Annotated in this window: 14 protein-coding genes; all 14 read right to left on the bottom strand. The window is 59.7% G+C overall.

From position 1 onward, the window contains the following. Positions 1-28 precede the first annotated feature (28 nt). On the bottom strand, positions 29-1864 hold the full coding sequence (gene glmS / locus IMX18_RS24440; protein ID WP_015268399.1) for a glutamine--fructose-6-phosphate transaminase (isomerizing): 1836 nt from the start codon (positions 1862-1864) through the stop codon (positions 29-31). 3 nt (positions 1865-1867) lie between these two features. Further along, entirely contained in the window at positions 1868-2644 is a 777-nt protein-coding gene (locus IMX18_RS24435) for a DeoR/GlpR family DNA-binding transcription regulator (RefSeq protein WP_015268400.1), read from the bottom strand. A 306-nt stretch (positions 2645-2950) separates the two neighbouring features. Further along, positions 2951-4318 carry a bifunctional UDP-N-acetylglucosamine diphosphorylase/glucosamine-1-phosphate N-acetyltransferase GlmU gene (gene glmU, locus IMX18_RS24430; RefSeq protein WP_015268401.1) on the bottom strand — a complete coding sequence of 456 codons (1368 nt, stop codon included), beginning with the start codon at positions 4316-4318 and terminating at the stop codon, positions 2951-2953. A gap of 122 nt (positions 4319-4440) precedes the next feature. Continuing rightward, complete coding sequence (locus IMX18_RS24425) at positions 4441-4860, bottom strand: F0F1 ATP synthase subunit epsilon (protein WP_003260039.1); 420 nt, start codon at positions 4858-4860, stop codon at positions 4441-4443. A 43-nt stretch (positions 4861-4903) separates the two neighbouring features. After that, positions 4904-6280, bottom strand: a complete 1377-nt coding sequence (atpD, locus tag IMX18_RS24420) for a F0F1 ATP synthase subunit beta (protein ID WP_013974904.1) — start codon at positions 6278-6280, stop codon at positions 4904-4906. A 27-nt stretch (positions 6281-6307) separates the two neighbouring features. After that, a complete protein-coding gene (gene atpG, locus IMX18_RS24415; protein ID WP_013974905.1) occupies positions 6308-7168 on the bottom strand; it encodes a F0F1 ATP synthase subunit gamma in 861 nt (286 codons plus the stop codon). 48 nt (positions 7169-7216) lie between these two features. Continuing rightward, positions 7217-8761 carry a F0F1 ATP synthase subunit alpha gene (atpA, locus tag IMX18_RS24410; protein ID WP_013974906.1) on the bottom strand — a complete coding sequence of 515 codons (1545 nt, stop codon included), beginning with the start codon at positions 8759-8761 and terminating at the stop codon, positions 7217-7219. 21 nt (positions 8762-8782) lie between these two features. After that, positions 8783-9319 carry a F0F1 ATP synthase subunit delta gene (locus IMX18_RS24405; protein ID WP_003260034.1) on the bottom strand — a complete coding sequence of 179 codons (537 nt, stop codon included), beginning with the start codon at positions 9317-9319 and terminating at the stop codon, positions 8783-8785. A 12-nt stretch (positions 9320-9331) separates the two neighbouring features. Next, entirely contained in the window at positions 9332-9802 is a 471-nt protein-coding gene (locus IMX18_RS24400; protein WP_003260032.1) for a F0F1 ATP synthase subunit B, read from the bottom strand. A 56-nt stretch (positions 9803-9858) separates the two neighbouring features. Next, positions 9859-10116, bottom strand: coding sequence for a F0F1 ATP synthase subunit C (gene atpE / locus IMX18_RS24395; protein ID WP_003097235.1), 258 nt, complete (start codon positions 10114-10116; stop codon positions 9859-9861). Positions 10117-10260: 144 nt separating this feature from the next. Next, positions 10261-11130 carry a F0F1 ATP synthase subunit A gene (atpB, locus tag IMX18_RS24390; RefSeq protein ID WP_003260030.1) on the bottom strand — a complete coding sequence of 290 codons (870 nt, stop codon included), beginning with the start codon at positions 11128-11130 and terminating at the stop codon, positions 10261-10263. Positions 11131-11146: 16 nt separating this feature from the next. Further along, on the bottom strand, positions 11147-11554 hold the full coding sequence (locus IMX18_RS24385) for a F0F1 ATP synthase subunit I (RefSeq protein ID WP_008092225.1): 408 nt from the start codon (positions 11552-11554) through the stop codon (positions 11147-11149). A gap of 149 nt (positions 11555-11703) precedes the next feature. After that, on the bottom strand, positions 11704-12576 hold the full coding sequence (locus IMX18_RS24380; RefSeq protein WP_003260029.1) for a ParB/RepB/Spo0J family partition protein: 873 nt from the start codon (positions 12574-12576) through the stop codon (positions 11704-11706). A 9-nt stretch (positions 12577-12585) separates the two neighbouring features. Continuing rightward, positions 12586-13377 carry a ParA family protein gene (locus IMX18_RS24375; protein ID WP_012274913.1) on the bottom strand — a complete coding sequence of 264 codons (792 nt, stop codon included), beginning with the start codon at positions 13375-13377 and terminating at the stop codon, positions 12586-12588. Positions 13378-13382: the final 5 nt, after the last annotated feature.

Raw genomic sequence — 13382 nt, 5'->3', positions numbered from 1 at the left:
GGGCTGCAAAGCGCCCCTGGCTTCTGGCTTACTCGACCGTAACCGACTTGGCTAGGTTACGCGGCTGGTCCACGTCGGTGCCCTTGAGCACGGCCACGTAGTAAGACAGCAGCTGCAGCGGGATGGTGTACAGGATTGGTGCCAGGGCGTCGGCGATGTGCGGCACCTTGATCACGTGGGTACCTTCGCCATTGGTCATGCCGGCCTGCTCGTCTGCAAACACTACCAGCTCGCCACCACGGGCGCGTACTTCCTGCAGGTTGGACTTCAGCTTCTCCAGCAGTTCGTTATTCGGCGCAACGGTTACCACTGGCATGTCGTTGTCCACCAGAGCCAGCGGGCCGTGCTTCAGCTCGCCTGCCGGGTAGGCTTCGGCGTGGATGTAGGAGATTTCCTTGAGCTTGAGCGCACCTTCCATCGCCACCGGGTACTGCGCACCACGGCCGAGGAACAGGGTGTGGTGCTTGTCGGCGAACAGCTCGGCGATTTTCTCGACGGTGGCGTCCATGGCCAGGGCTTCGCCCAGGCGGGCCGGCAGGCGGCGCAGTTCATCAACCAGCTCGGCTTCGACGCCGGCTTCCAGGGTACCGCGCACCTGGCCCAGAGCCAGGGTCAGCAGCATCAGCGAAACAAGCTGGGTGGTGAAAGCCTTGGTCGAAGCCACGCCGATTTCCGGGCCGGCCAGAGTCAGCAGGGTCAGGTCCGACTCACGCACCAGCGAACTGATACCGACGTTGCAGATCGCCAGGCTGCCGAGGAAGCCCAGCTCCTTGGCGTTGCGCAGTGCGGCCAGGGTGTCGGCGGTTTCGCCAGACTGCGAGATGGAGACGAACAGGGTGTCCGGCTGCACTACCACCTTGCGGTAACGGAACTCGCTGGCCACTTCGACCTGGCACGGGATCCCGGCCAGGCTTTCCAGCCAGTAACGGGCGACCATGCCGGCGTGGTAGCTGGTACCGCAGGCAACGATCTGCACGTTACGCACCTTGGCGAACAGTTCGGCAGCCTGCGGGCCGAAGGCCTGGACCATAACGTTGTCCTTGCCCAGCCGGCCTTCCAGGGTGCGCTGCACCACGCTTGGCTGCTCGTGGATTTCCTTGAGCATGAAGTGGCGGTAGGTACCTTTGTCGGCAGCTTCGGCACCTTCGTGGTACTGCACGGTTTCGCGCTGGACCTTGTGGCCATCCTGGTCCCAGATGGAGACCTGGTCACGGCGGATTTCGGCGATGTCGCCTTCTTCCAGGTACATGAAGCGGTCGGTGACCTGGCGCAGGGCCAGCTGGTCGGACGCCAGGAAGTTCTCGCCCAGGCCCAGGCCGATCACCAGCGGGCTGCCACTGCGTGCGGCTACCAGGCGGTCAGGCTGCTTGGCACTGATCAGCGCCAGGCCGTAAGCACCATGCAGGCGCTTCACCGCAGCCTTCAGGGCATCGGTCAGGTCCGGAATGCTCTTCAGGGTGTGGTGGATCAGGTGGACGATGACTTCGGTATCAGTCTGCGAAGTGAAGACATAGCCAAGGCCCTTCAGCTCTTCGCGCAGTTCTTCGTGGTTCTCGATGATGCCGTTGTGCACCACGGCCACTTCATGGCCCGAGAAGTGCGGGTGGGCGTTGCCCTCGGTCGGCGCACCGTGGGTGGCCCAGCGAGTGTGGGCGATGCCCAGCTGGCCGGCCAGTGGCTCGGCGGCAACAGCGGCTTCCAGTTCACTGACCTTGCCGATACGGCGACGGCGCTGCAGTTCACCGTTCTGGGTGAGGACGGCCAGGCCGGCGCTGTCGTACCCGCGGTACTCAAGACGCTTGAGGCCTTCGATCAGGATGGCTGTGATGTTGCGCTCGGCGACGGCACCAACGATTCCACACATGGTTTATTGCTCCTGGCTGATCGCGGCGCAGATCAGGTTGATGCCGCGGGCTTGAATTTGTTCGCGTGCCGCTGCGGGCAGGCGTTCGTCAGTAATAAGGGTGTGCACGCTGCCCCAGGGCAGCTCGAGGTTAGGGATCTTGCGCCCTACCTTGTCCGATTCGACCATCACGATCACTTCACGGGCGACTTCGGCCATGACCCGGCTCAGCCCGAGAAGTTCGTTGAAGGTGGTGGTACCGCGGCCGAGGTCGATGCCGTCGGCGCCGATGAACAGTTGGTCGAAATCGTAGGAGCGCAACACCTGCTCGGCCACCTGGCCCTGGAACGACTCGGAATGCGGGTCCCAGGTGCCACCGGTCATCAGCAGCACCGGCTCGTGTTCGAGGTCGCAGATGGCGCGGGCCACGTTCATCGAATTGGTCATCACCACCAGGCCAGGATGGCGGCCCAGTTCAGGGATCATGGCTGCCGTGGTGCTGCCGCTGTCGATGATGATGCGCGCATGTTCGCGGATACGCGCCACAGCAGCGCGGGCGATGGCCTTTTTATAGGAAGACACCGGCTGGGCAGGTTCACCGAGCAGCTCTTGAGGCACCGGGACCGCGCCACCATAACGCCGTAGCAACAGGCCATTGGTTTCCAGGGCAGCGAGGTCCTTGCGGATGGTGACCTCCGAGGTAGCGAAACGCTTGGCCAACGCGTCCACACTCACCTCGCCCTGCTCGCTGAGCAAAGCCAGGATGTTGTGCCGCCGCTGCGGGGTGTTTCGTTTCGACATGAGCGCTTAAGTTTCGATTCGAAAGATAATGATGGCAATCAAAACCTAAGATGAGCGATTCGTCAAGTCGTCACTGCCCTGTGGATAGATTCTCTCTGCACTGGCGCGGCCCCTGTAGGAGCGGCCTTGTGTCGCGATGGGCCGCAGCGCGGCCCCAGGGTTTTCGAGGCAAAACAGAAATTGTCGGGCCTACTTTGCAGTCCATCGCGACACAAGGTCGCTCCTACAGAGGCTGCGATATGCCGCAAAATAAAAAGCCGACTTATTCACATAAGTCGGCTTTCGATCGAAACAGCTGTGTATAACTCAGCTCTTCTTGATCTTTTCCGGCCGCTTCCAACCCGAGATGTTGCGCTGACGTGCACGAGCCACCGCCAGATCGCCTGCCTCAACGGTCTGAGTGATGGTCGAACCGGCTGCAGTGGTCGCACCAGCCTTGATTTCCACAGGCGCTACCAACGAGTTGTTCGAGCCGATGAATACATCCTCGCCCATCACGGTCTTGAACTTGTTCGCGCCATCGTAGTTGCAGGTGATGGTGCCGGCGCCGATGTTGGTACGAGCACCGATTTCGGCATCGCCCAGATAAGTCAGGTGACCGGCCTTGGCGCCCTCACCCAGGTGAGCGTTCTTCAGTTCGACGAAGTTACCCACATGTGCCTTGGCGTCCAGCACGCTACCCGGGCGCAGGCGGGCGAACGGGCCGGCATCGCTGCCCTCGCCCATCACGGCGCCTTCAAGGTGGCTGTTGGCCTTGACCACTGCGCCTTTGCGCAGGGTGGTGTTCTTGATCACGCAGTTAGGGCCGATCTGCACATCGTCCTCGATGACCACCTTGCCTTCGAGAATCACGTTGATATCGATCAGCACGTCACGGCCAACGGTCACTTCACCGCGGACATCGAAGCGCGACGGGTCGCGCAAAGTTACGCCCTGGGCCATCAGGCGACGGCCTTCACGCAACTGGTAGTGGCGCTCCAGTTCGGACAGCTGGCGACGGTCGTTGGCACCTTGCACTTCCATCGGGTCGTGCGGCTGTTCAGTAGCCACTACCAGGCCGTCAGCTACAGCCATGGCGATGACATCGGTCAGGTAATACTCACCCTGGGCATTGTTGTTCGACAGGCGACCCATCCAGTCGGCCAGACGCGCGGCCGGCAGGGCCAGAATACCGGTGTTGCCTTCCTTGATCGCTTTCTGCGCATCGTTGGCGTCCTTGTGCTCAACGATGGCGGTCACCTTCCCCTGCTCGTCACGCACGATACGGCCATAACCGGTCGGGTCGTCGAGGGTCACCGTGAGCAGGCCCAGCTGCTGCTCGTTGGCCTTCGCCAGCAGGCGCTGCAGGGTTTCCACTTCAATCAAAGGCACATCACCGTACAGCACCAGCACGGTTTCGGCGGTCAAGGCCGGCAATGCCTGGGCAACCGCATGGCCGGTACCCAGCTGCTTATCCTGCATGACGAAGTTCAGGTCGTCGGCGGCCAGGCGCTCGCGAACCAGCTCGGCACCATGGCCAATGACCACATGAATACCTTGCGGCTGCAGCTGGCGCGCGCTGTGGATAACATGGCCGAGCATGGAGTTGCCGGCAACCGGGTGCAGCACCTTGGGCAGCGCCGAGCGCATGCGGGTGCCTTGGCCGGCGGCGAGAATAACGATATCGAGTGACATTACTGGCTACCAATCCTGGGTGGTCAGTGAAATGACCGGGGGAGAGAAATCAGAAAAAGAAAAAGGGTAGCCGAGGCTACCCTTTTACTCAATCGCAACAGAAGTTATCAGCCGAGGGCCGATTACTTGCCTCTGCGCATTTGCTGGACGGTACGCAGCTGAGCTGCGGCCTCGGCCAGACGTGCGGCGGCGGCGCCGTAGTCGAAGTCCGCGCCTTTCAGATTCAGGGCGTTCTCGGCAGCCTTGAGGGCTTCCTGAGCCTGAGCTTCATCCAGGTCTGCAGCACGTTGCACGGTATCGGCAAGCACCTTGACCATGTTCGGCTGAACCTCGAGGAAACCACCAGAGATGTAGAACACCTCTTGGGCGCCACCCTGCTTGGTCAGCGTGATCGGACCAGGCTTGAGATTGGTGATCAGCGGCGCGTGACCCGGAGCGATACCAAGATCACCCAGGTTACCGTGCGCAACTACCATCTCGACCAGGCCGGAGAAGATCTCTCCTTCCGCGCTGACGATATCGCAATGGACTGTCATAGCCATCTGCTTGCCTCAACCTGATAGCGCCCCTTGCGGGGCGCAGGAATTACAGTTTCTTGGCTTTCTCGATCGCTTCGTCGATGCTGCCGACCATGTAGAACGCTTGTTCTGGCAGGTGGTCGTAGTCACCTTTGAGGATGCCGCTGAAGCCAGCGATGGTGTCTTTCAGGGAAACGTACTTGCCTGGCGAACCGGTGAAGACTTCGGCCACGAAGAACGGCTGCGACAGGAAGCGCTGGATCTTACGAGCGCGGGCTACCAGTTGCTTGTCGGCTTCGGACAGTTCGTCCATACCCAGGATCGCGATGATGTCTTTCAGCTCTTTGTAGCGCTGCAGAACATACTGAACGCCACGAGCGGTCTCGTAGTGCTCGTTGCCGATCACGTTCGGGTCCAGCTGGCGCGAAGTCGAGTCCAGTGGGTCGACCGCTGGGTAGATACCCAGGGAGGCGATGTCACGGGACAGAACGACGGTGGCGTCCAAGTGGGCGAAGGTGGTCGCAGGCGACGGGTCGGTCAAGTCGTCCGCAGGTACGTATACGGCCTGAACGGAGGTGATCGAACCTTCCTTGGTGGAGGTGATACGCTCTTGCAGAACGCCCATCTCTTCAGCCAGGGTCGGCTGGTAACCTACTGCCGAAGGCATACGGCCCAGCAGTGCGGATACTTCGGTACCGGCCAGGGTGTAACGATAGATGTTGTCGACGAACAGCAGAACGTCGTTACCTTCGTCACGGAACTTCTCGGCCATGGTCAGGCCGGTCAGCGCTACGCGCAGACGGTTTCCTGGTGGCTCGTTCATCTGACCGTAGACCAGCGCTACCTTGTCGAGAACGTTGGAGTCCTTCATCTCGTGGTAGAAGTCGTTACCCTCACGAGTACGCTCACCCACACCAGCGAACACGGAGTAACCACTGTGTTCCATGGCGATGTTACGGATCAGTTCCATCATGTTTACGGTCTTGCCGACACCGGCACCACCGAACAGACCAACCTTACCACCCTTGGCGAACGGGCAAACCAGGTCGATAACCTTGATGCCGGTTTCCAGCAGGTCGTTGCCGCCTGCCTGGTCAGCGAACGAAGGCGCTGGCTGGTGGATACCGCGACGCTCTTCTTCGCCGATCGGGCCGGCCTCGTCGATCGGGTTGCCCAGTACGTCCATGATACGGCCCAGGGTGGCCTTACCAACAGGAACGGAAATGGCAGCGCCGGAGTCAACGACTTCCAGACCGCGCTTCAGGCCTTCGGTCGAGCCCATCGCAATGGTACGAACCACGCCGTCGCCCAGCTGCTGCTGAACTTCCAGGGTGGTTTCCGCGCCTTGTACTTTCAGCGCGTTGTAAACACTCGGCACGACGTCACGTGGGAATTCCACGTCGATGACGGCGCCGATGATTTGAACGATACGTCCGCTACTCATAGCTGGATCCTCTGAATATTTGAACCGTTAAACCGCGGCAGCGCCGCCGACGATTTCCGAGATCTCCTGGGTGATCGCAGCCTGACGCGCCTTGTTGTAGATCAACTGAAGCTCTTTGATCAAATCACCGGCGTTGTCTGTGGCGTTCTTCATGGCGATCATCCGGGCCGCTTGTTCAGCAGCGTTGTTCTCGACCACCGCCTGGTACACCTGCGACTCCACGTAACGCACCATCAAGCCGTCCAGCAGCTCTTTTGCGTCGGGTTCGTACAGGTAGTCCCAGTGATGCTTGAGATCCTGATCCGGGGTTGCCACCAACGGTACCAATTGCTCGACCGTTGGCTTCTGGGTCATGGTGTTGATGAACTTGTTCGAAACCACCGAGAGGCGATCGATACGGCCGTCCAGGTAGGCGTCCAGCATCACTTTGACGGAGCCGATCAGATCGTTGATCGATGGCTCTTCGCCCAAGTGGCTGATCGCGGCTACGACGTTGCCGCCAAAGATGCGGAAGAAAGTCGCACCCTTGCTGCCGATCACGCACAGGTCGATTTCCACGCCCTGTTCGCGGTTTTCGTTCATGTCCTTGACCAGGGCCTTGAACAGGTTGGTGTTCAAGCCACCGCACAGACCACGGTCACTGCTCACCACGATATAACCGGCGCGCTTTACAGGGCGCTCGATCATGAACGGGTGGCGGTATTCCGGGTTGGCGTTGGCCAGATGACCGATCACCTGGCGGATACGCTCCGCGTAAGGACGGCTAGCAGCCATGCGCATTTGTGCCTTGCGCATCTTGCTGACCGCCACTTTCTCCATGGCGCTGGTAATTTTTTGCGTGCTTTTGATGCTCGCAATCTTACTGCGAATCTCTTTTGCGCCTGCCATGTATCACCTATCAGGTTAGCAAGCGGGGGCCTGAGCCCCCGCTGCGGCTTACCAGGTCTGGGTGGCCTTGAACTTCTCGATACCGGCTTTCAGGCCTGCGTCGATTTCGTCGTTGAAGTCACCCTTCACGTTGATCTTCGCCATCAGTTCAGCGTGATCACGGTTGAAGAAGGCGATCAGTGCTTGCTCGAAGCTACCGATCTTGGAGACTTCTACGTCAGTCAGGAAGCCACGCTCAGCGGCGTACAGCGACAGAGCCATGTCCGCGATGGACATCGGCGCGTACTGCTTCTGCTTCATCAGCTCGGTAACGCGCTGACCATGCTCCAGCTGCTTGCGGGTCGCTTCGTCCAGATCGGAAGCGAACTGGGCGAATGCAGCCAGTTCACGGTACTGAGCCAGAGCGGTACGGATACCACCGGACAGCTTCTTGATGATCTTGGTCTGAGCGGCACCACCTACGCGGGATACCGAAACACCGGCGTTCACTGCTGGGCGGATGCCCGAGTTGAACATGGCCGATTCCAGGAAGATCTGACCGTCGGTGATGGAAATCACGTTGGTCGGAACGAACGCGGAAACGTCGCCAGCCTGGGTTTCGATGATCGGCAGGGCGGTCAGGGAACCGGTCTTGCCAGTGACTGCGCCGTTGGTGAACTTCTCGACATACTCTTCCGAAACGCGCGATGCACGCTCCAGCAGACGGGAGTGGAGATAGAACACGTCACCTGGGTACGCTTCACGTCCTGGTGGACGGCGCAGCAGCAGGGAGATCTGACGGTAGGCAACGGCCTGCTTGGACAGGTCGTCGTAAACGATCAGGGCGTCTTCACCGCGGTCACGGAAGAACTCGCCCATGGTGCAGCCGGCGTATGGCGCCAGGAACTGCAGTGCGGCGGATTCCGAAGCACTGGCAACGACCACGATGGTGTTGGCCAGGGCGCCGGCTTCTTCCAGCTTGCGAACGATGTTGGCAACGGTGGAACGCTTCTGGCCGACAGCAACATAAACACAGAAAATACCGGAGTCTTTCTGGTTGATGATGGCGTCGATGGCCATGGCGGTCTTGCCGATCTGACGGTCACCGATGATCAGCTCGCGCTGGCCACGGCCGACAGGGATCATGGCGTCGACGGACTTGTAGCCAGTCTGTACAGGCTGGTCTACCGACTTACGCCAGATCACGCCTGGAGCGACCTTTTCGACCGCGTCGGTTTCGGTGGTGGTCAGAGGACCTTTGCCATCGATCGGGTTACCCAGAGCGTCGACGACGCGGCCCAGCAGGCCTTTGCCGACCGGAACTTCCAGGATGCGACCGGTACACTTGGCGCTCATGCCCTCGGCGAGGGTGTCATAGGCACCCAGGATCACTGCACCTACGGAGTCTTGCTCCAGGTTCAGGGCCATGCCGAATACGCTGCCAGGGAACTCGATCATTTCGCCGTACATGACGTCGGCCAGACCGTGGATCCGCACGATACCGTCGGATACCGAAACAACGGTACCTTCGTTACGGGCTTGGGAGCTCACATCGAGGTTGTCGATGCGGCCCTTGATGATTTCACTAATTTCGGAAGGATTGAGTTGCTGCATTGCTCTGCTGCCCCTTCAAACTCAAGATTTCAATGCTTCGGCCAGTTTCGCGATTTTGCCGCGAACAGAGCCATCGATTACCAGGTCACCGGCGCGGATGACGACGCCGCCAATCAGGCTGGCATCCTCCGACGCGTGCAGGCGCACTTCCTGGCCTAACCGTGCACTGAGAACCTTGGCGAGTTTGTCTTGCTGTTCTTGGTTCAACGCGAAGGCACTGGTGACTTCCACGTCCACGGATTTCTCTTGCTCGGCCTTGTACAGGTCGAACAGGGCGGCAATCTCCGGCAGAAGCAGGAGACGGTCGTTTTCCGCGGCAACATGAATGAAATTCCGTGCCTGTGCATTGAACTTGTCACCGCACACGTCAATGAACGTGGCGGCCTTTTCTGCGCTCGTCAGTCGCGGGGCCTTGAGCAGGCGCTGCATGGTGTCGTCTTGCGACACCGCAGCAGCCAGGCCGAGCATGGCTGACCAATTGGCCAGTTGCTGATGGGCCTGGGCATGCTCAAAGGCAGCCTTAGCGTAAGGTCGGGCCAACGTGGTCAGTTCTGCCATGATCGCCCTCGCTTAAATTTCAGCGGCCAGTTTGTTAACCAGCTCCGCATGCGCGTTTTGATCGATTGTGGCGCCAAGGATCTTTTCAGCACCACCAACGGCCAGGGCACCCACTTGGGCGCGCAGGGCGTCTTTAGCGCTGTTCAGTTCCTGTTCGATCTCGGCCAGAGCCTGAGCCTTCACACGGTCAGCTTCGACGCGGGCCTGATCACGGGCTTCCTCGACAAGCTGAGCAGCGCGTTTCTTGCTTTGCTCGATGATTTCGGCTGCCTGTGCTTTAGCTTCGCGCAGTTGCTGACCCGCTTTCTCTTGGGCCAGCTCCAGGTCGCGAGCTGCGCGGTTGGCAGCGTCCAAGCCGTCGGCAATCTTCTTTTGGCGCTCTTGCAGGGCAGTGATGACCGGAGGCCACACATACTTCATGCAGAAGAGTACAAAAATCAGAAAAGCAACGGATTGGCCAATCAGGGTTGCATTAATGTTCACGCCAACACCTCGCTCGGTCTTAATTCATACAGCCATCAACTCGTGGTGACGAGTGATTAGCCGGCGATCTGACCAACGAACGGATTCGCGAAGGTGAAGAACAGAGCGATACCAACACCGATCATGGTTACGGCGTCGAGCAGACCGGCAACGATGAACATTTTAACCTGCAGCATCGGAACCATTTCTGGTTGACGAGCAGCGCCTTCCAGGAACTTGCCGCCCAGCAGGCCGAAACCAATGGCGGTACCCAGAGCACCCAGGCCGATCAGCAGAGCAACAGCGATAGCGGTCAGACCAACTACAGTTTCCATCTTTCCTCCCGACTTTTACGTCGTATTGGTTAGGTTTTTAGTTTGAAGCGGTAAAACAAATCGTTTGGTACAGCATGCCCTTGCGGACTTTTTAAGCCCTCCCCCCGAACAGGCGGGGAAGGCTATCAGACACGCCAGGCGGTCTTAATGGTTATCTTCGTGAGCCATCGACAGGTAGACGATGGTCAGCATCATGAAGATGAAAGCTTGCAGGGTGATGATCAGGATGTGGAACACAGCCCACGCCCATTGCAGCACCACACCCAGGCCGCTGAGCCACAGCAGGCCGGAGCCGAACATTACAGCGATCAGGATGAACACCAGTTCGCCGGCGTACATGTTGCCGAACAGACGCAGTGCCAGCGAGATCGGCTTGGCGATCAGGGTGACGAATTCCAGCAGGAAGTTGACCGGAATCAGCAGGATCTGAACGAAGATGTTCTTGCTGCCGAACGGGTGCAGGGTCAACTCACCGATGAAGCCGCCCAGGCCCTTGACCTTGATGCTGTAGAAGATGATCAGGGCGAACACGCAGAAGGCCATGGCCAGGGTCGCGTTCGGGTCGGTGGTCGACACGGCGCGGAACGGAATGTGCGGGTCACCGGAGATCAGGATGGCCAGCTGAGGAATCCAGTCGACCGGTACCAGGTCGACGGCGTTCATCAGGAATACCCAGACGAAAATGGTCAGCGCCAGCGGAGCGATTACTGGGCTACGGCCGTGGAAGGAGTCCTTCACGCTGCCGTTGACGAAGTCCACCATCACTTCTACGAAGTTCTGCAGGCCGCCAGGTTGGCCGGAAGTCGCCTTCTTGGCCGCCATGCGGAAGATGAACAGGAAGATCAGACCCAGCGCGACGGACCAACCCAGGGTGTCCAGGTGGAACGCCCAGAAGCCCATTGCCTTGGCTTCTGCAGCCGAATGGGCGAAGCCCCAGCTGCCGTCTGGTAGTTGACCGTAGGTCAGGTTCTGCAAGTGGTGCTGGATATAGCCCGAAGCGGTTTCTGCTGCCATGGTTGCCTCAAACGCCCTAAGGTCTCGAAAGTCTTTTATTCATCAGCAGGGGCGCGAACCAGCTGACCAAAAGGGTCAACACGAAGACGCCGAATACTGCTAGCGGCGCCAGTGGCTTCACTCCTGCGAAGGTCAGTGCAAAAAGCACTGCCGTCAAAATCATCTTGCCTGCCTCGCCAGCGTAGAACGACTTGACGATGGCTTGTGCCGCCCGGGCCCCACTGAAGCGAAAAGCCTTCCAGGCGAAATACACATTGGGTAGCCAGGCAATCAAACCTCCGCAAAGGCCTGAATATCCACTGACCGCCCCTTTCCACTGCCACAACACCAACGTTGCCAGCAGCAGTACGACGAATTGAGCCAGCAGTACCGGGAAAACCGCCCAGCGATGGAAAGGCAGGCGGTTTGGCGTGCGGATTTCCATCACAACTGCTCCTCGGAAGTCGACCAGCAAGTCAGTTATGACTTGGCATAATTTGTGCCGACAAAATGCGCGCAGAGTATAGGGGTGGATTAACCCCTATTCAACTATTCGGTAGTGATTTCCGACTGCGCGCTACAACGGGAATTGTTTCAGCGGATGTGAGCAAGCACGCCTTGCAACTCGTCAAGCGAGTTGTAGCGAATAACCAATTGGCCTTTGCCCTTGTTGCCATGGCGTATCTGCACGGCCGAGCCCAGGCGCTCTGCGAGCCGCTGTTCAAGGCGTGCGATATCCGGATCAGGTTTGCTCGGTTCGACCGGATCAGGTTTGTCACTGAGCCACTGGCGAACCAGTGCCTCGGTTTGGCGCACGGTGAGGCCACGTGCGACAACATGACGCGCCCCCTCCTCCTGCCGGTGTTCTTCCAGGCCGAGCAATGCTCGGGCGTGGCCCATCTCCAGGTCGCCATGGGCAAGCATGGTCTTGATCGCGTCAGGCAGGGTGATCAGGCGCAGCAGGTTGGCCACGGTTACCCGCGACTTGCCTACGGCATCGGCCACCTGTTGCTGGGTGAGTTCGAACTCCTGCTGCAGGCGCTGCAGGGCCAGCGCCTCTTCCAGCGGGTTGAGGTCTTCACGCTGGATGTTCTCGATCAGCGCCATGGCGATGGCGGCTTCGTCGGGCACTTCGCGGACCATCGCCGGGATCTTGTCCAGGCCAGCCTGCTGGGTGGCGCGCCAGCGGCGCTCACCGGCGATGATCTCGTAGCGGTTGCCATCGATCGGGCGCACCACGATCGGTTGCATCACGCCATGGTTGCGAATCGAGTGCGCGAGCTCTTCCAGCGCCTCCGGGTCCATGTCCCGACGCGGCTGGTATTTGCCACGCTGGATCAGCTCGACCGGCAGGTGTTGCAGTTCTTTCTGGTCGATCTTCACAGCCTGCTCTTCGAGCGCGCTGACGGAAGGACCACTGAGCAGTGCATCCAACCCACGTCCGAGACCCCGTTTCTTGACGGCCATACGGATTCCTTAAGTTGTTTGTGCAGTGCGTGATTGACGGCGTTGACGGCGTACCAGTTCCCCAGCCAGGGCCAGATAAGCCAGCGCGCCTCGCGATTGCTTGTCGTAGGCCAGGGCCGGCATGCCGAAGCTCGGGGCCTCGGCCAGGCGAATGTTGCGCGGAATGACCGTGTCGTACAGCTGCGGGCCAAAGTGCTCCTTCAGCTGCGCCGAGACATCGTTGTTCAGGCTCAGGCGCGGATCGTACATGGTCCGCAGCAGGCCCTCGATCTTCAGCTCCGGGTTCAACCGGGCGGCGATGCGCTTGATGTTATCCACAAGGTCGCTGAGACCTTCCAGTGCGTAATACTCGCACTGCATCGGGATGATCACGCCATCTGAAGCGACCAGTGCGTTGAGCGTCAGCATCGACAGCGACGGAGGGCAATCGATGAGGATGTAGTCGTAGTTCTCGCGGATAGGCGCCAAGGCGTTGCGCAGGCGGCTCTCCTTGACCTGCATTTCCAGCAGCACCACTTCGGCGGCTGTCAGGTCACGGTTGGCCGGCAGCAACTGGAAACCACCGTGCTCGGAGTAATGCATGGCCTGGGCCAGGTCGCATTCCCCGATCAACAGGTCGTAGACCGAGTGCTCGAGCTCGTGCTTGTCCACACCGCTGCCCATGGTGGCGTTGCCCTGCGGATCGAGGTCGATCAGCAGCACACGACGCTTGGTCGCGGCCAGCGAGGCAGCGAGATTGATACAGGTGGTGGTCTTGCCCACACCACCTTTCTGGTTCGCGATTGCGAATACCTTAGCCATTGTTG

This window comes from Pseudomonas shirazica (genome assembly GCF_015168335.1).
Classification (GTDB): domain Bacteria; phylum Pseudomonadota; class Gammaproteobacteria; order Pseudomonadales; family Pseudomonadaceae; genus Aquipseudomonas; species Aquipseudomonas asiatica.
The sequence above is the reverse complement of the archived record's forward strand: the minus strand, read 5'-3'. Positions and strand labels throughout refer to the sequence as shown.